Raw genomic sequence first — 19,138 nt, 5'->3', positions numbered from 1 at the left:
GGCTACGAGGTGAACGGGCATTCTACTCGCTATGCAGATTGGCATAAATCGACTCTGCAAGCTTTTTGCTGATACCGGGCGCTTTGGCAATTTCTTCGATACTGGCGCGGGACAACTCCTGCAGGCCACCAAAGTGCTTGAGCAGCTCGCGCCGCCGGGTCGGCCCGACACCGGCCACGCCTTCCAGGGTCGAGGTGCGCCGGGTCTTGCCGCGCCGCGCCCGGTGGCCAGTAATGGCAAAGCGGTGCGCTTCGTCGCGAATCTGTTGGATCAGGTGCAGGGCCGGAGAGTCGCCGCGCAGGGTGAACTCATGGGCGGCATCGTTGAGGTAGAGGGTTTCGAAGCCAGCCTTGCGGGTCACACCCTTGGCCACGCCAAGCAGGATAAGGTCGGGCACGGCCAGTTCATCAAGGACTTCGCGCGCCATGTTCAGTTGCCCCTTGCCGCCGTCCACCAACAGGATGTCCGGTAGCTTGCCCTCCCCATCCTTGATCTTGCTGAAGCGCCGGGTGAGGGCCTGGTGCATGGCGGCGTAGTCGTCGCCGGCGGTCACGCCCTCGATGTTGTAACGCCGGTAATCCGATTTGATCGGCCCTTCAGGACCGAACACCACGCAGGAAGCCACTGTGGCTTCACCGCTGGAATGGCTGATGTCATAGCACTCCAGACGCTGTGGCGGCTCGTCGAGGTCCAGCGCCCGAGCCAGCGCTTCGAAGCGCGAAGCCACATGCTGGCGATTGGCAAGTCGTGCAGCCAGCGCCTGTTCGGCATTGGTGACCGCCAGTTGCTGCCAGCGCGCACGCGTGCCACGTACCCGGTGGCTGATCACCAGCTCACGGCCACGCAACTCGTGCACGGCATCCACCAGCGCAGGAAAGTCTTCATTGACGACGTTGACGATGACTTCGCTGGGCAATTCGCGGTCGACGCCACCGAGGAAATATTGCGCGAGGAACGCCGACATCACCTCGCCCACTTCCTCTTCTATGCCCACCTGGGGAAAGAAGTTCTTGCTGCCCAACACGCGACCGCCGCGCACACTGATCAAATGCACGCAGGCGCCGCCCGGGTTGACGAATGCGGCAACCACGTCGACGTCCCCGGTGCCACCTTCCATGCTCTGCTGGTCCTGCACGCGACGCAGGAGTGCGACCTGGTCGCGCAGCTCGGCAGCCCGCTCGAAGTCCAGCGCCATGGCCGCCTTTTCCATCGAGGCATTGAGTTCGTCGCTCAGCGCATTGCTACGCCCTTCAAGGAACATCACAGAGTGGCGCACATCCTCGGCATAGACCTCCGGCTCAACCAAACCGACGCAGGGTGCCTTGCAGCGTTTGATCTGGTACTGCAGGCACGGCCGGGTACGGTTCTTGTAATAGCTGTCTTCGCACTGGCGAACCAGGAAGGTCTTCTGCAGCAGGCCAAGGCTTTCGCGAATCGCTCCTGCACTCGGGTAAGGCCCGAAATAGCGGCCTTTACCCTTCTTGGCCCCGCGATGGATGCTCAACCGAGGAAAAGCGCCCTCGGAGAGATACACGTAGGGATAGGACTTATCATCGCGCAGCAGGATGTTGTAGGGGGGCCGATGCTCCTTGATCAGCGTCTGCTCAAGCAGCAAGGCTTCGGTTTCGTTGGCAGTGATAGTGGTTTCGATCGTCGCGATCCGCGCCACCAACGCGCCGGTCTTGGGCGCCTGCCCGGTCTTGCGGAAGTAGCTGGCCAGGCGTTTCTTCAGGTTTTTCGCCTTGCCCACGTACAGCAGCAGCCCCTGCGCGTCGAACATACGATAGACACCCGGCCGGCCGCTGCAGGTCGCCAGGAACGCACTGTAATCAAAGAGTTCAGTCATTTTCAGGCGCTGGCATCGACCATGCCGTGACGAACCGCGAGCAATGCCAGTTCGACATCACTACTGATCGAAAGCTTCTCGAATATCCGATAACGGTAGGTATTGACGGTTTTCGGCGACAGGCAAAGCTTGTCCGAAATGCTCTGCACCTTGTGGCAGCCGACGATCATCAGGGCGATTTGGATTTCACGCTCGGAGAGCAGATCGAACGGCGAATTGCTCTGTTCCGGCTGAAACGACTTGAGGGCCAACTGCTGGGCGATCTGCGGACTGATGTAGCGCTGGCCGGCGAATACCAGACGGATGGCCTGGACCATTTCGGTCAGGCCGGCGCCCTTGGTCATATAGCCGGCAGCCCCTGCCTGCAACAGGCGGGTCGGAAACGGATCGTCTTCACAGGCGGTAACGGCCACCACTTTCATGTCCGGATGGCTGCGCAACAGCTTGCGGGTCGCCTCAAGGCCGCCGATGCCTGGCATCTTGACGTCCATCAGCACAACGTCGGGCTTGAGTTCACGGGCCTTCTTCAGTGACTCCTCGCCCGAATCAGCCTGGCCGACGACCTGCAAGCCATCGATATCGGCGAGCATGCGGGTTATGCCTGTGCGCACGAGATCGTGGTCGTCGACAACTAGCACCTTAATCAAGGAGTTACCTCGCGAAACAGTCATAACACAATTGCCGTTCACCATAGCAAAAACGGCGAGTCAGACCTAGGCTCTGCAAACAAAGCGGCTTGGCTTCAGGCGCTTGGTATCCGCAGGCAATGCCTGGTTCGCACTTGAAATTTCTGACAATGCTGACAACAACCTATCACTGATGCCGCCGTATGCCAGCAAAAATTATGCGCCCGCTCACAGGCCGGGCGTTAGGAAAGGCCGATTACTCAGGTTTCGTCCAGGACTGGGCTATCCTGCACGCCATCAGCCTGGCGCTTGCGCGGAGCAGATGTAATAGAAAGTTGCGCCATCGAAGTGGTGAGCCGACGAATAGCGTCCTGATCCTCCTTGTGCAGACTCCGGTAACTGCCCAGTACCTTTTCCTCCGCCAGACTGAGATTATCGAGTGGAATCGGGGTAGGCTTGCCGGTCAGTACATACAGCACGTCGACTCCCTTGGCCGCCACCGCAGCCAGATAGTCGGCCTTGGGTGTACGGTCGCCACTTTCGTACTTGCCCTGGGCATTGGCCTCCACGCCGCCAATTTCGCCGAACGCCCGTTGGGACAGTCCCAGACGCTCGCGTTCTTTCCTTAGCCGGTATCCGATTCCACTCATTTGAATGCACAACCCTGTTGACCCTATCCTTACGAATGGTAATATTCAGAGAAAATTAAACTGAATTGAACGGTTTTGAACTATGCCTCCAATCCGTACCGCTGCACAAGCCAAGGCCTGGCTCGATCAACAGGGGAAATCGGTTCAACAGTTCGCGCGTGAAAACGATGTCGATCCAGCAACCACCTATCAGGTCTTGGCTGGCCGCAAGAAAGGTCGACGCGGAGAAGCTCATAAAGTCGCGGTTTTGCTGGGTATGAAGGAAGGGACCATCCCCGCCGAGGAAGCTGCTCCTGCTTCCGAGTGAATCTGGGTGCGTCTCGGGGTCGAAAATTTCCAGGAAAAGCCCTTCTCTCCAAAACCCTACTTCCGCGATAGAAATCGCCTTTTCCGACAAGCAGTGTCGGCAGCTATAAGAGCCAAGCGTGAATGATAGCGTTTTGCCTTAAACTGAGATTATCACACCCTTCAGCCTGATTGAATTCTTCAATTGAAGTTGCTCTCGGGCTGCATTAAGCTCGAGCCTTCCTCAGGAGACACCCATGATCACCAGTCCTCTTCAGCTCACCGCATCCACTGCCAGCATCCAATGCCTGGTGGCGAGTGTAGCTGCTGCTGGCGTTCGTGCTTCGGTATCCCTGCCGGCAGATTTTTATTATGGGTATTGGTTTAGCCATCGGCGCGCCTGATACCCCGTTCGGCGCCCGGTAAATCCAGGGACGCCAACCAGAGAACTCAAAAACCCCCGGTCGGCCTCCCCGACCGGGGGTTTTGTTTTTCCGGCTCCATGACTTCAACAGCATTTTCCAAAAGGACACACCCCATGACCGACTTCACCTATTACCGCAACGAAGAGACCCGCACCTGGCGATTTACCACCCTCCGCTCGGGACAGCCTGCCGCCTCCGACCGGTCACTGCGCGGTGGCAATCCGATCAATCCCGCTCTTTGTCGAACACCTCTATAGCGGCAGGCGGGCCAGCCCGCCGCCCAGGAAGCCAGCACATGAACTCGTCCGTTGCCCTGAAAGATATCGATGTCTCGTCCAGCACCGTCACCCGTCTGGACTCTGCCACCACAGCCCGTCGCTTGCCGACCGGCGCGGAGCTCAAGCACCGCCAACCGTTGCCAACCCACCTTTTCGAACAGGTAGCCGCCCATCGTCGTGCCGTACGCGCCATCCTCGATGGCAGCGACTCGCGCCTGCTGGTGGTCGTCGGCCCCTGCTCCCTGCATGATCCGCGTGCCGCATTGGAATACGCCGAACACCTGGCCACACTCGCCAACGAAGTGAGCGACCAGATGCTGCTGGTGATGCGCGCCTATGTCGAAAAACCGCGCACCACGGTCGGCTGGAAAGGCTTGGCCTACGACCCACACCTGGATGGCAGCGACGACATGGCCGCCGGACTGGCCCTGTCACGCCAGCTGATGCTCGACATGCTCGCGCTGGGTTTGCCGGTCGCCACAGAACTGCTGCAGCCCATGGCGGCTGGCTACTTCGATGACCTGCTGAGCTGGGTGGCCATTGGCGCACGCACCACCGAATCGCAGATCCACCGCGAGATGGCCAGCGGGCTGGGCATTCCGGTCGGTTTCAAGAACGGCACCGATGGTGGAGTTACCGTAGCCACTGACGCCATGCGCTCGGCCGCGCACCCGCACCGGCATTTCGGTATCGACCGCCACGGCCACCCAGCCATCATCGAGACACAGGGTAACCCGGACACTCATGTGGTACTGCGCGGTGGCCACCAGGGCCCCAACTACTCCGCCGCACATGTCGCCAAGGTCAGCGAAGCACTGGCCAGACACGGCGCCAACCCGCGCATCATGGTCGACTGCAGCCATGCCAACAGCGGCAAGGACCCACTGCGTCAGCCCCAGGTATTTCGCGATGTTCTGCAGCAGCGGCTTGAGGGCAACCCGGCCCTGATGGGCGTGATGATCGAAAGCCACCTGTTCGATGGCTGCCAGCCTCTTGGCAAAGATATGAAGTACGGGGTTTCGGTGACCGACGGTTGCCTGGGCTGGAGCGGCACACAGAGCCTGCTGCGCGAAGCAGTAGATCGCCTGCGCTACCGCTGAGCGGGCGAAGAATGTGAAGAAATGCGCAGCCCAATCCGGTAGGCTGCGCGTTTAACCAGAGGAGTCCCTACCCATGGCACGAGCCACTGCCCGTCACATCCTTGTTTCCAGCGAAGAGAAATGCAAGGAACTCAAGGCCCAGATCGAAGCGGGTGCCGACTTCGCCGACATCGCCAAGGCCAACTCCAGCTGCCCATCCAGCCGCCAGGGCGGTGACCTGGGCTCGTTCGGTCCAGGCCAGATGGTCAAGGAGTTCGACACCGTGGTGTTCAGCGCACCGATCAACGTGGTGCAGGGTCCGGTGAAGACCCAGTTCGGCTACCACCTGCTGGAAGTGACCAGCCGCCAGGACTGATCCCAGCACCGCTCGCGCAACGGCCCGCTACTCTGGCGGGCCGTTGCGCTTTCAGTCCCCCTTGCCAGGCACCGCGGCGATCGCGGATTTATCCGCGCCCTACCCTTGGCGACGCCGGGCTTTCCCTGTAGAACGGCAGGATCGCTCATCGCTGTGGTCCGTTCATGGGTTCTGCTCGTTCACCGCTTCTTGCCGTCACGCTGTTGTGGCTGGCCACCCTGCAATCGCTGTATGCGGCACCGCAGCACGCCCTGACCGTCTATGGTGAGGCGCCGCGCTATCCGGCAGGTTTCCGACATTTCGACTACGTCAACCCGGATGCCCCCAAAGGTGGCAGCATGAGCCGTTCCGCCCAGGAAATCGGCCAGTTCGACCACCTGGTCCCCTATGTCGACAAAGGCATGGGCGTGGCGCAGATCGACGAACTGCTGTATTCACCACTGGCGGTGCGCTCGCTGGATGAGCCCTTCACCGTCTACGGACTGGTCGCCAAGGGAATGGAGCCTGGCGCGGACGGCCTGTCGCTGCGTTTCTATCTCGACCCTGATGCGCGCTTCGCCGACGGCACGCCGATCACCGCCGCCGATGTGAAATACACCTTCGAACTGTTCATGAGCCAGGGCAAGCTCGAATACCGCACCCGTTTCGCCGCCGTGAAGAGCGTCACGGTAGAGTCACCGACCCAGGTGCGCTTCGACTTCAGCAACAACGAAAGCCGTACCCTGCCACTGGAACTGGCTTCGCTGCCAGTATTGCCCGAACACTGGTGGAAGAGCCGCGACTTCGCCGGCGGCGCCGGTTTCGAGATCCCACCTGGCAGCGGCCCCTATCGCATCGGCAAGGTCGACCCGGGGCGCAGCATCACCTTCGAACGCGATCCGCAGTGGTGGGGGCGCGACCGGCCCGTGGCACGCGGGCAGTACAACTTCGACAGTTTCAAGATCGAATACTTCGGCGACACCGATGTCGCCCGCCAGGTATTGCTTGGCGGCGGCTACGACTACAACCGCGAATACTCCGCCACTGGCTATACCATCCGCTACAACGGCCAGGCGCTGAGCGAGGGGCGCCTGCAGAAGGCCCATCTGGCCAAGGGCGCGGTGCAGAGTTCGCAAGGTTTCATCTTCAATCTGGACCGTCCGATGTTCAAGGATCGCCGGGTGCGCCAGGCGCTGGCCATGCTCTGGGACTTCGAGTGGACCAACCGGCAGATGATGCGCAACATGTACATCCGCCAGAGCAGCTACTTCTCCAACTCGCCACTGGCCGCCACCGACTTGCCGACGCCGCGGGAGCTGGCAATTCTCGAGCCGCTGCGCGGCCAGGTGCCCGACGAGGTGTTCACCCAGGTGTTTCACCCACCGCGCACCGATGGCAGCGGGTTCATCCGCGACAAACAGCTGCAGGCCCTGGCGTTGCTCGAACAGGCCGGCTGGAAACCTCAGGGTGATCGTCTGGTGAATGCGCAAGGCGAGCCGTTGAGCTTCACCTTTCTCAATGCCCAGTCAGGAATGGAGCGCCTGCTGCTGCCGTACAAGCGCACCCTGGCACAGATCGGTATCCAGTTCGACATCCGCCGCATCGACGCCGCGCAGTACCTGAACCGGGTCATGGCCCGCGACTACGACATGATCGTGATCGGCTATTCGGTCAGCGATTCGCCGGGCCTGGAGTTGTACAACACCTTCGGCTCCAAGGTCGCCCACGACGCCGGGTCGAGCAACTATATGGTGCTGCAGGACCCGGCCGTCGATACGCTCATCGATGGGCTGGTCAAGGCCGGCAATCAGCAGGACATGGTCGCCTACGCCCACTGCCTGGACCGCGTGCTGCAATGGGGTTTCTACTGGATTTCCAACTACTACCCGCCGGGCAGCTCGACGGTGTGGTGGAACCGCTTCGGCATTCCGAAGATCCAGGCGCGCAACAGCGAAGCGATCCAGACCTGGTGGGAAGTCAGCCCTACCCCGCTCACCAACGAAGAGTTCGCCGCGCGCCGGGGCGCCTCGGCCCTGGTTTCGGAGATGCAGTGAATGCTTGCCTATATCCTGCGTCGCCTGCTACTGATCATCCCCACGCTGCTGTGCATCCTGCTGGTCAACTTCTTCATCGTCCAGGCCGCACCCGGCGGCCCGGTAGAACAGGCTATCGCCCGCCTGCAGGGCGTCGGTGGCGGCGCCGTCGGCAGCACCGCGGCCGATGCGCCAGTCGCCGGCCAGTCCCGCGCATCGCGGGGTCTGGACCCGAAACTGATCAAGGACATCGAGCGCCAGTATGGCTTCGACAAGCCGCTGCATGAACGGCTGTGGCTGATGATCGGCAACTATGCACGGTTGGACTTCGGCAACAGCTTCTTTCGCGGTGCCTCGGTGACCGAGCTGATCGTGCAGAAGTTGCCGGTATCCCTGTCGCTGGGTCTGTGGGCAACGCTGCTGACTTATCTGGTGTCGATCCCGCTGGGCATCCGCAAGGCCGTACGACATGGCAGCCACTTCGATGTCTGGAGCAGCACGGTGATCATCATTGGCTACGCCATGCCGGCCTTTCTGGTGGCCATGCTGCTGGTGGTGGTGTTCTGCGGCGGCACCGGCCTGCACTGGTTCCCGGTGCGCGGCCTGGTGTCGGAGAACTTCGCCGATCTGTCGCTGCTCGGTAAGGTCGCCGACTACTTCTGGCACCTGGTGCTGCCGGTTACCTCGCTGGTCATCGGCGGCTTCGCGGCCCTGACCCTGCTGACCAAGAACGCCTTCCTCAATGAAGTCACCCGGCAGTACGTGACCACCGCCAGGGCCAAGGGCATGAGCGAACGGCGGGTGCTGTACGGCCACGTGTTCCGTAACGCCATGCTGCTGGTAGTGGCCGGCATTCCCCAGGCGCTGATCACCGTGTTCTTCGCCGGCTCGCTGCTGATCGAAGTGATCTTCTCGCTCGATGGCCTGGGCCGCATGAGTTATGAGGCGGCCGTTTCGCGGGATTATCCGGTGGTGTTCGGTACGTTGTTCATCTTTACCCTGTTCGGCCTGCTGATCAAACTGGCCGGCGATATCGCCTACACCCTGGTCGATCCGCGCATCGACTTCAGCGCGAGGAGTGCCTGATGTCGCGCTTGTCTCCCGTTGCCCGGCGCCGCCTGGAGCGCTTTCGTAACCATCGGCGCGGCTGGTGGTCGTTGTGGCTGTTCTGCGCCCTCTTCACCCTGACCCTGGGCGCCGAACTGATCGCCAACGACAAGCCGCTGGTGCTCGGCTACCAGGGTTCGTTGTATTTCCCGGCCATCAAGCGCTACACCGAACAGCAGTTCGGTGGCGAGCTGCCGTTCCAGCCCGACTACCGCAGCGAGTACGTGCGCCAGCTGATCGCCAAGGGCGATGGCTGGATGCTGTTTCCGCCGATTCCCTTCAGTGCCGACACGCCCAACTACGACCTCACGGTGCCTGCGCCCAGCCCGCCCTCGATGCAGAACTGGCTAGGCACCGACGACCAGGCCCGCGATGTGCTGGCGCGGGTGATCTGCGGCGCACGGGTGTCGATCCTTTTCGCCCTGGCGCTGACCCTGGTCAGTACCGTCATCGGCATTGCCGCCGGCGCACTGCAAGGCTACTACGGCGGCTGGGTCGACCTGTTCGGCCAGCGCCTGCAGGAAGTGTGGTCGGGGCTGCCGGTGCTCTACCTGCTGATCATTCTGTCCGGCTTCGTCGAGCCGGGCTTCTGGTGGCTGCTGGGCATCATGGCGCTGTTTTCCTGGCTGGCGCTGGTCGACGTGGTGCGCGCCGAGTTCCTGCGCGGGCGCAAGCTGGAATACGTCAAGGCGGCGCGAGCCCTGGGCCTGAGCGACCGACGGGTGATCCTGCGGCATATCCTGCCCAACGCCATGAGCGCCACGCTGAGCTACCTGCCGTTCATCCTCACCGGCGCCATCACCACCCTCACGGCCCTGGATTTCCTGGGTTTCGGCATGCCGGCCGGCAGCGCCTCGCTGGGCGAACTCATCGCGCAGGGCAAGGCCAACCTGCAGGCGCCTTGGCTGGCCCTGACCGCTTTCTTCGCTCTGGCCCTGATCCTCACCCTGCTGGTGTTCATCGGCGAGGCGCTGCGCGATGCCTTCGACCCGAGATCGTGAAATGACCGACAACCTGATCGAAATACGCGGCCTGAACGTCGCTTTCAATGGCCAGCCGGCGGTCTGCGACCTGAACCTGGACATCCGCCCCGGCGAATGCCTGGCCCTGGTCGGCGAGTCCGGCTCGGGCAAGTCAGTCACCGCGCATTCGATCCTGCAACTGCTACCCCAGGCCGGCACCACTTCCAGGGGCAGCATCACTTATCGCGGCGAGCAATTGCTGGGCGCCGCGCCGCGCACCTTGCAGCAGTTGCGCGGCAACCGCATCGCGATGATCTTCCAGGAACCAATGACCTCGCTGAACCCACTGCATACCGTGGCTAGGCAAATCGGCGAGACCTTGCTTGTGCACCGCGGCATCAGCGGGCGCAGTGCAGAAAAACGCATTCTGGAGCTGCTGGAGCTGGTGGGCATCCGCGAGCCACACAAACGCCTCAAGGCCTACCCCCACGAGCTGTCCGGCGGCCAGCGCCAACGGGTGATGATCGCCATGGCCCTGGCCTGCGAACCGGAACTGCTGATCGCCGACGAACCCACTACGGCGCTGGACGTTACGGTGCAACGCAAGATCCTGCTGCTGCTCAAGGAGCTACAGCAGTCGCTGAACATGTCACTGCTGCTGATCAGCCACGACCTCAACCTGGTACGCCGTGTGGCCCAGCGGGTCTGCGTGATGCAACAAGGGCGCATCGTTGAACAGAACGACTGCCAGAGCCTGTTCGACAACCCGCGCCATCCTTACAGCCGTCTGTTGCTGGATGCCGAACCGGCCGGCGAGCCACTGCCCCGGCCGCCGAGCGAGGAAATCCTCCAGGTGGACCAGCTGCGCGTGTGGTTCTCCCTGGCCGGCGGCCTCTTGCGCCGCCACCGGGAATATCTCAAGGCGGTCGACGGTGTGAGCCTGAGCATCGAGCGCGGCAAGACCTTGGGCATCGTCGGCGAGTCGGGTTCGGGCAAGTCGACGCTCGGCCAGGCGATCCTACGCCTGCTCGACTCCAGTGGCTCGATCCGCTTTCGTGGCGAAGCGCTGGATGGGCTTGATGCGCGGGAGATGCGCCCATGGCGCAAACAGATGCAGGTGGTGTTCCAGGACCCGTACGGCAGCCTGAGCCCACGCATGTCGGTGGCACAGATCATCGCTGAAGGGCTGCAGGCCCATGAGGGGCTGAACGCGGCGCAATGTGACGAGCGGGTAATCCAGGCACTGCGCGAAGTCGGCCTGGACCCGCAAAGTCGCCATCGCTATCCGCATGAATTCTCCGGCGGCCAGCGCCAGCGCATTGCCATCGCTCGTGCGCTGGTGCTCAAGCCGGCCTTCATCCTGCTCGACGAGCCTACCTCCGCGCTGGACCGTACCGTACAGAAACAGGTCGTAGCCCTTTTGCACGACCTGCAGGCCAGGCACGGCCTGACCTACCTGTTCATCAGCCACGACCTGGCCGTGGTACGCGCCCTGGCACATGACGTGATCGTGCTCAAGGATGGCAAGGTGGTCGAACGCGGTAGCATCCAGGCGGTGTTCGACGCACCGCAGCATCCCTATACCCAAGAATTGCTGGCGGCAGCGCAACCGGGATAGCCGCCGCAATCCGCGGCTATTCAGGCCTGCCCGGGCCCTTGCTCATCGTCGTCCACCAGCCCCCACTGCGCCATACTCGGGCTGGCCACGCCCACCGGCGCGGCGGGCGCCTGGGTGGGCGCAGCGGTCACGCCGCCTTCACCATGCAGCTTCAGGCGCAGGCGCAAGTTGTTCTTCGAGTCGGCATGCTTGATGGCCTCTTCCTCGCTGATCGCCCCCTCCACCACCAGGCGGTACAGCGCGGTGTCGAAGGTCTGCATGCCGAGGTTCTCGGACTTCTCCATGATGCCCTTGATTTCGGTCAGCTCGTTGCGCTGGATCAGGTCACGGATGGTCGGCGAGCCCATCATCACCTCCACCGCCGCGCGACGCTTGCCGTCGGGCGTGCGCACCAGGCGCTGGGAAACGAAGGCCTTGAGGTTGTTGCCCAGGTCGTGCAGCAACTGGGCGCGGCGTTCTTCAGGGAAGAAGTTGATGATTCGGTCCAGCGCCTGGTTGGCGTTGTTGGCATGCAGGGTCGAGATCGCCAGGTGCCCGGTGTCGGCGAAGGCCAGGGCGTGCTCCATGGTTTCGCGGTCGCGGATCTCGCCAATCAGGATCACGTCCGGCGCCTGGCGCAGGGTGTTCTTCAGCGCGGCATGAAAGCTGCGGGTGTCCACGCCCACCTCGCGCTGGTTGATGATCGACTTCTTGTGCCGGTGAATGAACTCCACCGGGTCTTCGATGGTGATGATGTGCCCGCTGGCGTTACGGTTGCGGTAGTCGATCAGTGCCGCCAGGGAGGTGGACTTGCCCGAACCGGTGGCGCCCACGAACAGCACCAGACCGTGCTTTTCCATCACCACGTCGAGCAGCACCGGCGGCAGATGCAGGTCTTCGAACTTGGGAATGTCCAGCTTGATGTTGCGCGCCACGATCGACACTTCGTTGCGCTGCATGAAGATGTTGATACGGAAGCGCCCGACCCCGGCCACCGACACCGCCAGGTTCATCTCCAGCTCGCGGTCGAAGACGCGCCGCTGCTCTTCGTCCATGATCGCCTCGGCCACCCGCGCCACATCACCGGGCTTGAGGGTTTCGCTGCCCAGCGGGCGCAGCACGCCATTGAACTTGGCGCAGGGTGGCGCGCCGGTGGATAGATAGAGGTCCGAACCGTCCTGGGTGGCCAGGGTTTTGAGTAATGCCTGGAAATCCATAATCGACACCGCACGAAAAAGAGGTTGAAACAGCCAACGTCCTGCAAGACAGGCATAATGACAGGCTTTTGCGACAGGTAGCAGCGCCATGAAAGCCCAAGCCCGCCACATATTGGTGAAGACCGCCGAAGAGGCCGAACGCCTCAAGCAACGCCTCGACAAGGGCGAGGCCTTCGACATGCTGGCCCGCAAGCATTCGGTGTGCCCGTCAGGCAAGCGCGGCGGCGACCTCGGTGAAGTGCGCCCCGGCCAGATGGTCCCGGTCATCGACCAGATCATTTTCAAGAAGCCACTGCGCACCGTTCATGGGCCGGTGAAGAGCAAGTTCGGCTATCACCTGGTCCAGGTGTTCTACCGCGATTGAACGAACACCGCGCAAGATTACAGGCAGGTCGCGATGGACGCGGCCCGTAGCGGGATCTGGTCTGCCCCCTTGCTGGCATAGAAACGTATTTCACTGCCCGCACCGGCGCGTACCACATCGGCGAAATAACGGGTCTGGGTGGTGAACACGGTGAAGCCACCGTCGTCCAGACGGTCGAGGAATACGTCGGCGGTGTCACCGAACAGCTTGGTGTCCTGCCAGGACACCTCGATGCACTGCGCGACCTCGGCGGCAGTCTTGCCGCTGGCCAGGATCTTGAGCGGACCCGCGCTGCGCGCGGAACTCGATGGGGCGGCGCAGCCTGCCAGCAGCGTCGCTGCCAGCAACAGAATCGCAGGTTTCATCAATGCCTGTTTCCCTGAAAAAACGCCGATTCTAGCATCCTTGCGTGCCTGCATTACTCGGCGCGCTGCTCTTCGAGCTCCTTGACGTAATGCTCGGCCAGCGTTTTCTTCTGTTTGGCATCGAGGATCTTGCCGGCCATCTGGAAGAACTTCTGCTCTTCCTCTTCAAGATGATGGTGCACCTTGTGGCTGAGCTTTTTCGCGGTCGCCAGCCAGGCCGGGCTGGACATGTCCGTGGCGTCCAGCTCTTCCATCAACTCGTCCATCTCATGATGCTCGGCAATGCCGTGGCGGCTCAGGTCCACACCGTTGTCATGGGCCATCAGGGGCACATAGAAATGCCGTTCTTCGGCTGTTTCATGGGCTTGCAGTTCTTCCTTGAGCAAGCGGTAAGCTTCGGCACGCTCATCGCTGGCACCCTGCGTCTGGAGCATGGCTTCGGCGTAACGGCGTTGACGGTCGTGGCTCTCGCGAAGGGCTTCGAAAATGTTCAAGGGCGGGGCTCCTGATAGCGAATGAAGGCACTACTCGCTAGACCTCCGGCCAAGCGCAGCGGTTCAACCGCATTACAGACCATTCCCCTGAAAGACACAGTGGCCTCTGGTCTCAAGAGTCTTGCAGCGGGTATGAAGGCAAGGTGTCGGAACAGCATTTGCGCAGCAGCCGGTCACGCCAATACTCGGCTTGCGTGGGCTGCAGGCAAAATCGCTACAAACGGAGCAACCTGCTTCGTCCGTGGCGACAGGCAGCAACGGCGATTTCACACGACCTTCAATCCACTTAACACTTTCCCGACATAAGGCGATGGAATTGAACATTTCCAGATCCCGGCGTCTTTACTTTGTAAGACAATTCTTACAAGCTCCATCTCAGCCTTTCAGAAGTTGGCGCCCGCTGCGTCGGTTGTCAGGCGCCAATATTTCGCTACCCCACCAGCCAGTCGGCCCCTCATTCTTCAGGCGCCGACAGCTCCGCGAACGACTCGCGGCTCAACGCTCCGTGAACTCAAGAACGGATTCCACGGCTCACCCTGTCAAGGTGCTTTGTCATGCTGGAATCCCTGCATACCATCAAGAGTGACCTGGAACGAACGGCCTTGCACATGGAGCGCCTGTCGCTGGCCATGGCCGGCCATCTGGTATTTCTCGCCCAACGTGGCGGGCATATCGACGGGCTCGACGTGCAAGAACATATCGACGCCATCGACTCCTCGATCAAGGCGCTGCGCACCGCTGCCGCCACCATCGATAAGCCCAGCCCTGCAGTGCAGGCTTGCGCAGTCTCCACCCGCTTGCACAAGGCCGTGCTGGCCCGAGGCGCCTAGTTTTCACGAGAATCGACCGCGCTCAGCCACCTGAATATCAAGGCACAGTGCCCGCCCCAGGCTCTTCATCTTCATCCACCGGCGACTGCACCGGCATATCCGGATCTTCAGCCTCATCACCCGCGTACGAATCAGGCTCGTCGCTGCCTTGGCCGGCCTCGGACTCCACCGAATCGCCACCGGAAACCAACGGTTCATTAGCGCCTGGCAGCGGCGCGGTGTCACCGCCCTGCTCCTGCCCCAGGTCGCCCTCCTTGCCTGGGTAAAGGCCGTCGTCGGTGTCGGGTGCATCTGCCGCCGGGCCTTGATAGCCGTTTTCCGGGCCATTGTCTTGAATTGCCATGATCGCTCTCCCTAATCACACGCAGGGCATCTGCGTGTGAAGTTGAGAGAACGGGCGTAGATAAGAAGTGCCTGCGCCGCGACCGACGGGCAGAAGTACTTCGCCTCCTGCCCGCAGCGCCTCGCCAAGCGGTCAGGCGTGAGCGGCGGCTTTGTTTTCCTGCAGGCAGTTGCCGCCGTCTACGACCAGCGTGCTGCCGGTCACGTAGCTCGCTTCAGGCGATGCCAGAAACGCCACGGCCGCCGCGACCTCATCTGGCCGCCCCGCGCGACCGACCGGCACGCAGGCGCCCGCTTGCATTTCTTCCTCGGTGCTGGAGGCCGTGGCGATCCAGCCAGGCGCAACGGCGTTCACGGTAATGCCCTGGCGCGCGACCTCCAGCGCCAGCGTCATGCCCATGCCGACCATGCCCGCCTTGGCCGCACTGTAGCCCGCCTCACCGACATTGCTGGCGACCGTACCGGTGGTCGAACTGATATTGACGATGCGCCCGTAGCCACGTGCCTGCATGCCTGGCAGTACCGCGCGGGTCACCAGAAAGGCACTGGTCAGGTTGCGGGTGATCGCCTGCTGCCAGGTGGCCAGGCTCATCTGCGCCAGCTCGGCAAAGGTCTCCGGGCTGCCCACCGCAGCCATGCCGGCATTGTTCACCAGTACATCGATCCGCCCCCAGCGCGCATGCGCCCAGCGCACCAGCTCCTCGACCTGGGCTTCGTCGGTGAGATCGGCCGGCCGCCCTTCCACTTGGAAACCTTCCGCACGCAGCTCTTCGACCCGCGCCGCGATCCGCGCGCTGCTGGCGGTCACGATCAACCGCGCCCCGAGCTGGCCAAGCTTGCGGGCGATGGCGAAACCGATGCCGTGCTCACTGCCGGCACCGGTGATGAAAGCGACTTGAGACGACCATGAGGCGGGCATACGGAGTTCCCTTTGGTTTTGGAGATCAGGGGCCAGGCAAGGCCAAAACATTTCGTACAGAACATGGATTGAGTCGTCGAATGTTACATGCCCCGCTCTCAAATGTGCTTAAAGCCAATACTGATCAGTTAGCCCGGTTAGGAGCGGCTTCAGCCGCGAGCGACCGCATGTTCACAACAGATGCACTGAGTTTCCTGGCTCTTTCGCGGCTAAAGCCGCTCCCACCGGGCCACATGCCGCTTAATCGAACAGTACTGTGCTTAAAGCGCTTGCCGTGCAGGAGCATCGCCAATGCGACGCTGATCAAAGCGATGAGCATCTATTGATCAAGGCGGCGCCTTTTCAAGGATCGTTCAGCATAAGCGTCTGCCGCGGTTGCAAGCAGCGCTGCTAGCGATTCAAAGTACAGCGAGTCTGGAAAGGCCGCGAGAAGACCGTTGAGTGGGTGAGAAATCAAGGTGGAAGCTGACTGATGAATGAAAATAAGCAGACGATTGACTTGTTGATATCACATAGTCAAATCCTGGTCAGAGGGCGTGACTACAGCGAAGAAGACAGTCAATGGGGCCCTCTCAACATCAGGCAGGGTGCAATTATTCATGATGACTACGTGATATTCGATCCGCTGCCTGACGACACATTCGGCGCGCACGTCGAGTTGGCCGTTTGCGAGGCATTTGCTCAGGACAGCAGAGCCCAACGTTGTATTGCGGTTTCCTTTCGAGTGGCCGATAGCACGCGCGTCGAGGTTGCTTCCGCCACAGAGTCAAAGCGCCTGAATATTGGTTTGAAGGAAATGCACTATGCGTTGTATTTCGAAGTGTGCGAGGGCGATGAAGTCTTTTACAAGTTCACATTTGTGCCGAGCGACGCCCATCAGGAGCCCAGGTATGTCATCGACGACCCCTGGGGAGGGACTCAAGGCGCTGCACTGGTCAAAGGCATCGCCTGATTGACCGGACCGACGTGAGCAACCCTCCGGGTGCTCGAACCGCACAGCGCCTTCCGGGCAAACATACGCCGCCACCTCAGAGACAATCGAATAGCCCAGCCCGCGTCAATACTTGACTCGGATGCCTTCGCCGCAGCGGGCGGTGAAGCGCGCCAGGCGCTCACGATGTTCCTGGCCGTCGCTCCGATGCTGTTTCGACAGCCTGTTGGCGTGCCTAATGGCTGCGTTGAATGCAGCCTCTTCGCCAGGCGACGCGGGTTTGAAGGCGCCCCAGACTCTATGGTCTTCGTCGAACTGGGCATCCCAGCTCCTGAAAACCAGGTTGTATTGATGGTTCTCTTCGTCTTCATCGTATTGGGCCGTATCGACTTCCAAGGCCAGACGGCCTCCGAAGTTGGGGACGGGCGAGCGCAGCGCTGTCCAGGCCATGCTGCTATCGGGCGAGAACTTCACCACGACAAGACCCGGTTCCCACTCCACGCACCAGTAAATGTCTTCGCCGCTGACGATGTAGCTGTAACGCGCACCGGTTTGCAGTATCGCGGCGGGCCCGTCGAGATACTCCTTATCGCTGAGCGGTTGCAGATGAGGGATCACGCCTCGGGTGAAATAGCCCGCATCCTGCGGCGCGACCGGGCCGGTGTAGAGACCGTCGGGGCAGGATTGTTCACTGATGAATACGACGTACTTCATAGCACCTCGGTATATGTAGTCTGAGCGGCCCACAGCGCTGTGCGGCATAGCGGCCCAAGCAACCACGGCGCAAGCATATCTGCGCTACCGCTCTGTGGCTTCAGCCAACCAGTGATCAGCGTACTGATCACAAGTTCGCGGCCCATTCACTAGCGGGGAACATAGGTTCGCCGTTTTCGTCAATCAGGAAGACATTTGATGGCGAATCGCTAAAGAGTGGTGAGATTTCTTCTTCGCTAAACCCAGCCAGGCCACAACCAATTTTCGACAAGAGAAACCGATTGTCGGAGTGCCGTCGAGCATGCTCGATAAAGTCTCGTACGTAGGTACTTACTTTCTCGATTGGCAGCGTCCGGCGCGGTGTGCTTTTGGTAGGGATCGCGTAAGCACGACCCTGCAAGCCTGAGCCAATCCCCCTGATTGCACCCCACTTATTCACCGCGTAAAGCGCAGCTCCCTTGCCATGAATTCCCTGCTCATTCGAGCCAAACACAAAAATATCCGAAGTGCTCATTTCAACTCGCTAACGTTTATCAAGGGGGCGTCGGCCGGTTTCGGTGTAGCAACGCAGAAGGTTGGAGCCCGTCATCCATCTGCCGGGTCGCCGAATATAGCGCTCTCGCTTTCCGCCGACACCGAACTATCCCAGAAGTACTTCAGGCATCGACCATCCTGAAAGGGATGAGTGCAGTTTGGGTAGCCATGCAGCATAAGCGCGCACTCGGGTACAGCGCAGCCATGCCGGACGGCGCGCGCCCTGAACAAAATGTTGGGCCGCGACTCAGTGCGCCTGCGGATCAAAATATGCCTCCCAGGTTTGCGTGGACGAGCCAAGCTAATTGGCTTGCTTGAAGAAGCCCATAGCCTCTTCGTGTGCTGCAAGGTTGATCAGTGCGACGCCAATATTGAAGTGCGTATTGCGATCTTGTGAGCCGGCCTTTATGGCCGCATGCAGTACCCGAGCGGCCTCTTCGTGTTTGCCCAGATCGCTCAACAATGCGCCGAAACAGGTGAGCACCTCAGTGTTCGATGGCTCAGCCCGTGCAGCACTACAAAGAATGCGCGCAGCTTCCGTCAGACGTTCGCCGAAATGATCTGGATGCTGCCCGATGTCGGTTACCAGGGCTCTGGCTTGTGCGAGGGCGTTCATCTTGGCGTTCTGGCTTCTGCTTAAGGGAGGTGTGCTTGAGTCGGTTCCGTATCGGCCGACGAGAGCTGGTTCGACAGATACGACCGTATGCGCTTGGCCAAAATCGAGGTGCGAACCAAGACGGGCTCAGACCGCGTCGTACTGCTGAATGATCGGGCAATCGGAGCGCTTTCCCAAGCCAGGCGGATCGCGGCGCTACGCAGCATGTCATCGAAAGGTGCTTACGCTGAAAGCCCATACGTGTTTCCGCCGAGCAAGGGCGGGATGTGGATTCAGGAGCCAAGTGTTACAATCCGCCACCTCAAACCTGTGCTCAAAGCGCTTGGCATCCGCGAGCGTCGTCAGTACGACACCCGCCATACCTACGCAACCATGTGCCTGATGGCCGGAATGAATCCAGCATTTATTGCCAGCCAATTGGGCCATAGCGTCGAAATGCTGCTTTCCACCTACGCAAAATGGATCAACTCAAACTCGGACTGGAAGGAGCTGGACAAGCTACCGACCAGAGTGTGATTGGCCCAAATTTGGCCCATGTAGGTCAGTGACACAGAAACACCCGCCTGAAC

At 61.1% G+C, this 19,138-nt stretch carries 24 protein-coding genes; 13 read left to right on the top strand and 11 right to left on the bottom strand.

What is annotated here, in order from left to right; all coding sequences use genetic code 11:
• Positions 1–22: 22 nt before the first annotated feature.
• From uvrC to RRX38_RS02585, 3 genes are all read right to left on the bottom strand, one after another.
• Positions 23–1,846: an excinuclease ABC subunit UvrC gene (uvrC, locus tag RRX38_RS02595; RefSeq protein ID WP_315961389.1), complete on the bottom strand. Its 1,824-nt coding sequence runs from the start codon at positions 1,844–1,846 to the stop codon at positions 23–25.
• Between the two features lie 2 nt (positions 1,847–1,848).
• Positions 1,849–2,493, bottom strand: coding sequence for a UvrY/SirA/GacA family response regulator transcription factor (gene uvrY / locus RRX38_RS02590; RefSeq protein ID WP_315962620.1), 645 nt, complete (start codon positions 2,491–2,493; stop codon positions 1,849–1,851).
• Positions 2,494–2,732: 239 nt separating this feature from the next.
• On the bottom strand, positions 2,733–3,122 hold the full coding sequence (locus tag RRX38_RS02585) for a helix-turn-helix transcriptional regulator (protein WP_315961388.1): 390 nt from the start codon (positions 3,120–3,122) through the stop codon (positions 2,733–2,735).
• An 82-nt stretch (positions 3,123–3,204) separates the two neighbouring features.
• Here RRX38_RS02585 and RRX38_RS02580 point away from each other — a divergent pair, with 82 nt between their 5' ends.
• The 9 genes from RRX38_RS02580 (at position 3,205) to RRX38_RS02540 (ending at position 11,264) form a co-directional block, all read left to right on the top strand.
• On the top strand, positions 3,205–3,429 hold the full coding sequence (locus RRX38_RS02580; protein ID WP_315961387.1) for a DNA-binding protein: 225 nt from the start codon (positions 3,205–3,207) through the stop codon (positions 3,427–3,429).
• Positions 3,430–3,664: 235 nt separating this feature from the next.
• Positions 3,665–3,811: a hypothetical protein gene (locus RRX38_RS02575; protein WP_315961386.1), complete on the top strand. Its 147-nt coding sequence runs from the start codon at positions 3,665–3,667 to the stop codon at positions 3,809–3,811.
• A 134-nt stretch (positions 3,812–3,945) separates the two neighbouring features.
• Entirely contained in the window at positions 3,946–4,089 is a 144-nt protein-coding gene (locus RRX38_RS02570) for a hypothetical protein (protein ID WP_315961385.1), read from the top strand.
• Positions 4,090–4,127: 38 nt separating this feature from the next.
• Entirely contained in the window at positions 4,128–5,210 is a 1,083-nt protein-coding gene (locus RRX38_RS02565) for a 3-deoxy-7-phosphoheptulonate synthase (RefSeq protein WP_315961384.1), read from the top strand.
• 73 nt (positions 5,211–5,283) lie between these two features.
• Positions 5,284–5,565 carry a peptidylprolyl isomerase gene (locus tag RRX38_RS02560; RefSeq protein WP_315961383.1) on the top strand — a complete coding sequence of 94 codons (282 nt, stop codon included), beginning with the start codon at positions 5,284–5,286 and terminating at the stop codon, positions 5,563–5,565.
• A gap of 164 nt (positions 5,566–5,729) precedes the next feature.
• Positions 5,730–7,598: an extracellular solute-binding protein gene (locus tag RRX38_RS02555; protein ID WP_315961382.1), complete on the top strand. Its 1,869-nt coding sequence runs from the start codon at positions 5,730–5,732 to the stop codon at positions 7,596–7,598.
• Positions 7,599–8,663 carry a microcin C ABC transporter permease YejB gene (locus tag RRX38_RS02550; RefSeq protein WP_315961381.1) on the top strand — a complete coding sequence of 355 codons (1,065 nt, stop codon included), beginning with the start codon at positions 7,599–7,601 and terminating at the stop codon, positions 8,661–8,663.
• Entirely contained in the window at positions 8,663–9,685 is a 1,023-nt protein-coding gene (locus RRX38_RS02545) for an ABC transporter permease (RefSeq protein WP_315961380.1), read from the top strand. The genes RRX38_RS02550 and RRX38_RS02545 overlap by 1 nt, the downstream gene beginning before the upstream one ends.
• Position 9,686: 1 nt before the next feature.
• Positions 9,687–11,264, top strand: coding sequence for an ABC transporter ATP-binding protein (locus tag RRX38_RS02540; protein WP_315961379.1), 1,578 nt, complete (start codon positions 9,687–9,689; stop codon positions 11,262–11,264).
• Positions 11,265–11,284: 20 nt separating this feature from the next.
• On the opposite strand, the gene RRX38_RS02535 is transcribed toward RRX38_RS02540, so the two are convergent.
• Positions 11,285–12,460, bottom strand: coding sequence for a PilT/PilU family type 4a pilus ATPase (locus RRX38_RS02535; RefSeq protein WP_315961378.1), 1,176 nt, complete (start codon positions 12,458–12,460; stop codon positions 11,285–11,287).
• Between the two features lie 88 nt (positions 12,461–12,548).
• Between RRX38_RS02535 and RRX38_RS02530 the strand changes: the two genes are divergently transcribed.
• Entirely contained in the window at positions 12,549–12,824 is a 276-nt protein-coding gene (locus RRX38_RS02530; RefSeq protein WP_315961377.1) for a peptidylprolyl isomerase, read from the top strand.
• A gap of 17 nt (positions 12,825–12,841) precedes the next feature.
• On the opposite strand, the gene RRX38_RS02525 is transcribed toward RRX38_RS02530, so the two are convergent.
• Both RRX38_RS02525 and RRX38_RS02520 read right to left on the bottom strand, forming a co-directional pair.
• Positions 12,842–13,189, bottom strand: a complete 348-nt coding sequence (locus RRX38_RS02525; RefSeq protein ID WP_315961376.1) for a 2-oxoacid ferredoxin oxidoreductase — start codon at positions 13,187–13,189, stop codon at positions 12,842–12,844.
• Between the two features lie 53 nt (positions 13,190–13,242).
• A complete protein-coding gene (locus RRX38_RS02520) occupies positions 13,243–13,683 on the bottom strand; it encodes a hemerythrin domain-containing protein (protein ID WP_315961375.1) in 441 nt (146 codons plus the stop codon).
• Positions 13,684–14,237: 554 nt separating this feature from the next.
• On the opposite strand from RRX38_RS02520, the gene RRX38_RS02515 reads away from it, so the two are divergent.
• Positions 14,238–14,513 carry a hypothetical protein gene (locus tag RRX38_RS02515; protein WP_315961374.1) on the top strand — a complete coding sequence of 92 codons (276 nt, stop codon included), beginning with the start codon at positions 14,238–14,240 and terminating at the stop codon, positions 14,511–14,513.
• 37 nt (positions 14,514–14,550) lie between these two features.
• On the opposite strand, the gene RRX38_RS02510 is transcribed toward RRX38_RS02515, so the two are convergent.
• Both RRX38_RS02510 and RRX38_RS02505 read right to left on the bottom strand, forming a co-directional pair.
• Positions 14,551–14,856 (bottom strand): hypothetical protein, encoded by a 306-nt coding sequence (locus RRX38_RS02510; protein ID WP_315961373.1) that lies wholly within the window; start codon positions 14,854–14,856, stop codon positions 14,551–14,553.
• A 132-nt stretch (positions 14,857–14,988) separates the two neighbouring features.
• On the bottom strand, positions 14,989–15,774 hold the full coding sequence (locus tag RRX38_RS02505; RefSeq protein ID WP_315961372.1) for an SDR family NAD(P)-dependent oxidoreductase: 786 nt from the start codon (positions 15,772–15,774) through the stop codon (positions 14,989–14,991).
• A 472-nt stretch (positions 15,775–16,246) separates the two neighbouring features.
• Between RRX38_RS02505 and comJ the strand changes: the two genes are divergently transcribed.
• On the top strand, positions 16,247–16,726 hold the full coding sequence (gene comJ, locus RRX38_RS02500; RefSeq protein WP_315961371.1) for a competence protein ComJ: 480 nt from the start codon (positions 16,247–16,249) through the stop codon (positions 16,724–16,726).
• A 105-nt stretch (positions 16,727–16,831) separates the two neighbouring features.
• Here the strand turns inward: comJ and RRX38_RS02495 are convergent, their stop codons facing one another.
• From RRX38_RS02495 to RRX38_RS02485, 3 genes are all read right to left on the bottom strand, one after another.
• A complete protein-coding gene (locus tag RRX38_RS02495) occupies positions 16,832–17,419 on the bottom strand; it encodes a hypothetical protein (protein ID WP_315961370.1) in 588 nt (195 codons plus the stop codon).
• A gap of 127 nt (positions 17,420–17,546) precedes the next feature.
• On the bottom strand, positions 17,547–17,933 hold the full coding sequence (locus RRX38_RS02490; RefSeq protein WP_315961369.1) for a hypothetical protein: 387 nt from the start codon (positions 17,931–17,933) through the stop codon (positions 17,547–17,549).
• Between the two features lie 321 nt (positions 17,934–18,254).
• The gene (locus RRX38_RS02485) at positions 18,255–18,569 is read right to left on the bottom strand and encodes a hypothetical protein (protein ID WP_315961368.1); all 315 of its coding nucleotides are present in this window, start codon (positions 18,567–18,569) and stop codon (positions 18,255–18,257) included.
• Positions 18,570–18,656: 87 nt separating this feature from the next.
• Between RRX38_RS02485 and RRX38_RS02480 the strand changes: the two genes are divergently transcribed.
• On the top strand, positions 18,657–19,085 hold the full coding sequence (locus RRX38_RS02480; RefSeq protein WP_315961367.1) for a tyrosine-type recombinase/integrase: 429 nt from the start codon (positions 18,657–18,659) through the stop codon (positions 19,083–19,085).
• Positions 19,086–19,138 lie beyond the last annotated feature (53 nt).

Source organism: Pseudomonas sp. DTU_2021_1001937_2_SI_NGA_ILE_001, assembly GCF_032463525.1.
In the GTDB taxonomy this organism is placed as follows: domain Bacteria; phylum Pseudomonadota; class Gammaproteobacteria; order Pseudomonadales; family Pseudomonadaceae; genus Aquipseudomonas.
This window is presented reverse-complemented; position numbering and strand designations above follow the sequence as displayed.

What these genes read in the sequence shown, in the direction of transcription:
- uvrC (WP_315961389.1), bottom strand. Translation starts at nt 1,846, where the DNA reads ATGACTGAACTCTTTGATTACAGTGCGTTCCTGGCGACCTGCAGCGGC.
- RRX38_RS02585 (WP_315961388.1), bottom strand. Translation starts at nt 3,122, where the DNA reads ATGAGTGGAATCGGATACCGGCTAAGGAAAGAACGCGAGCGTCTGGGA.
- RRX38_RS02580 (WP_315961387.1), top strand. Translation starts at nt 3,205, where the DNA reads ATGCCTCCAATCCGTACCGCTGCACAAGCCAAGGCCTGGCTCGATCAA.
- RRX38_RS02575 (WP_315961386.1), top strand. Translation starts at nt 3,665, where the DNA reads ATGATCACCAGTCCTCTTCAGCTCACCGCATCCACTGCCAGCATCCAA.
- RRX38_RS02570 (WP_315961385.1), top strand. Translation starts at nt 3,946, where the DNA reads ATGACCGACTTCACCTATTACCGCAACGAAGAGACCCGCACCTGGCGA.
- RRX38_RS02565 (WP_315961384.1), top strand. Translation starts at nt 4,128, where the DNA reads ATGAACTCGTCCGTTGCCCTGAAAGATATCGATGTCTCGTCCAGCACC.
- RRX38_RS02560 (WP_315961383.1), top strand. Translation starts at nt 5,284, where the DNA reads ATGGCACGAGCCACTGCCCGTCACATCCTTGTTTCCAGCGAAGAGAAA.
- RRX38_RS02555 (WP_315961382.1), top strand. Translation starts at nt 5,730, where the DNA reads ATGGGTTCTGCTCGTTCACCGCTTCTTGCCGTCACGCTGTTGTGGCTG.
- RRX38_RS02550 (WP_315961381.1), top strand. Translation starts at nt 7,599, where the DNA reads ATGCTTGCCTATATCCTGCGTCGCCTGCTACTGATCATCCCCACGCTG.
- RRX38_RS02545 (WP_315961380.1), top strand. Translation starts at nt 8,663, where the DNA reads ATGTCGCGCTTGTCTCCCGTTGCCCGGCGCCGCCTGGAGCGCTTTCGT.
- RRX38_RS02540 (WP_315961379.1), top strand. Translation starts at nt 9,687, where the DNA reads ATGACCGACAACCTGATCGAAATACGCGGCCTGAACGTCGCTTTCAAT.
- RRX38_RS02535 (WP_315961378.1), bottom strand. Translation starts at nt 12,460, where the DNA reads ATGGATTTCCAGGCATTACTCAAAACCCTGGCCACCCAGGACGGTTCG.
- RRX38_RS02530 (WP_315961377.1), top strand. Translation starts at nt 12,549, where the DNA reads ATGAAAGCCCAAGCCCGCCACATATTGGTGAAGACCGCCGAAGAGGCC.
- RRX38_RS02525 (WP_315961376.1), bottom strand. Translation starts at nt 13,189, where the DNA reads ATGAAACCTGCGATTCTGTTGCTGGCAGCGACGCTGCTGGCAGGCTGC.
- RRX38_RS02515 (WP_315961374.1), top strand. Translation starts at nt 14,238, where the DNA reads ATGCTGGAATCCCTGCATACCATCAAGAGTGACCTGGAACGAACGGCC.
- RRX38_RS02510 (WP_315961373.1), bottom strand. Translation starts at nt 14,856, where the DNA reads ATGGCAATTCAAGACAATGGCCCGGAAAACGGCTATCAAGGCCCGGCG.
- RRX38_RS02505 (WP_315961372.1), bottom strand. Translation starts at nt 15,774, where the DNA reads ATGCCCGCCTCATGGTCGTCTCAAGTCGCTTTCATCACCGGTGCCGGC.
- comJ (WP_315961371.1), top strand. Translation starts at nt 16,247, where the DNA reads ATGAATGAAAATAAGCAGACGATTGACTTGTTGATATCACATAGTCAA.
- RRX38_RS02495 (WP_315961370.1), bottom strand. Translation starts at nt 17,419, where the DNA reads ATGAAGTACGTCGTATTCATCAGTGAACAATCCTGCCCCGACGGTCTC.
- RRX38_RS02490 (WP_315961369.1), bottom strand. Translation starts at nt 17,933, where the DNA reads ATGAGCACTTCGGATATTTTTGTGTTTGGCTCGAATGAGCAGGGAATT.
- RRX38_RS02485 (WP_315961368.1), bottom strand. Translation starts at nt 18,569, where the DNA reads ATGAACGCCCTCGCACAAGCCAGAGCCCTGGTAACCGACATCGGGCAG.
- RRX38_RS02480 (WP_315961367.1), top strand. Translation starts at nt 18,657, where the DNA reads ATGCGCTTGGCCAAAATCGAGGTGCGAACCAAGACGGGCTCAGACCGC.